Annotated in this window: 1 protein-coding gene; it reads left to right on the top strand. The window is 63.6% G+C overall.

The features are described from left to right. Nucleotides 1-838, top strand: an 838-nt coding sequence (locus tag AC1DIS_RS30050; protein WP_477781310.1) for an immunoglobulin-like domain-containing protein, incomplete at both ends; no start/stop codon positions are given.

The raw sequence follows: 838 nt of genomic DNA, 5'->3' as shown, positions 1-838 counted from the left end.
ACCTCGTACCGAACACCACGCCGGCCGTCACCACCATTACCGACTCGATCGACAGTACCGGCCTGACCCTCAGCGCCACCGGCACCGTTGTCGAAGGCGGCCAGATCACYTACACCGCCACCCTGACCAACCCTGCTGGCACGCCAATGACCGTGACCTTGAGCAATGGCTCGGTCATTACCATCGAAGCGGGCAAGACCACCGGCAGCGTGACCGTCGAWACCCCGGCCAATGACGTCTACAACAACGGCAGCACCGTCAGCACTACGATCACCGGCACCACCGGCGGTAATTTCGAACAACTGACCCCGAGCACCGAGCCGGCACTCACCACCATCACCGATTCGAAAGACGACACCGGCCTGAGCCTGTCGGCGTCCACCGAAGTGGCCGAAGGTGGTCAGATTCTGTACACCGCGACCCTGACCAATCCGGCGGGCACGCCAGTCACCGTGACCTTGAGCAACGGGGCCGTGATCACCATCGCTGCAGGCGCGACCACTGGCAGCGTGAGCGTCGCCGCCCCTGCCGATGACGTTTACAAAGACACCGGCACGGTCCAGGCGACCATCTCCACCGCCACCGGTGGCAATTTCGAAAACCTGGTGCCGAGCACTGCCCCGGCAGCCACCACCGTCACCGATACCATCGACACCAGCACCGTTTCGCTGACTGCGACCGCGAACGTCGCCGAAGGTGGGACCGTGGTGTACACCGCGTCCGTGTCAGCGCCAGTCACCGGCTCGCCAGTGGTTGTGACCCTGTCCAATGGCCAGACCATCACCATTCCGGTCGGTGCCAGCAGCGGTTCTGTCAACTTCGTTGCGCCAAACGATGC

The sequence above is a fragment of the Pseudomonas sp. 05N433 genome, from assembly GCF_056396925.1.
The sequence above is the reverse complement of the archived record's forward strand: the minus strand, read 5'-3'. Positions and strand labels throughout refer to the sequence as shown.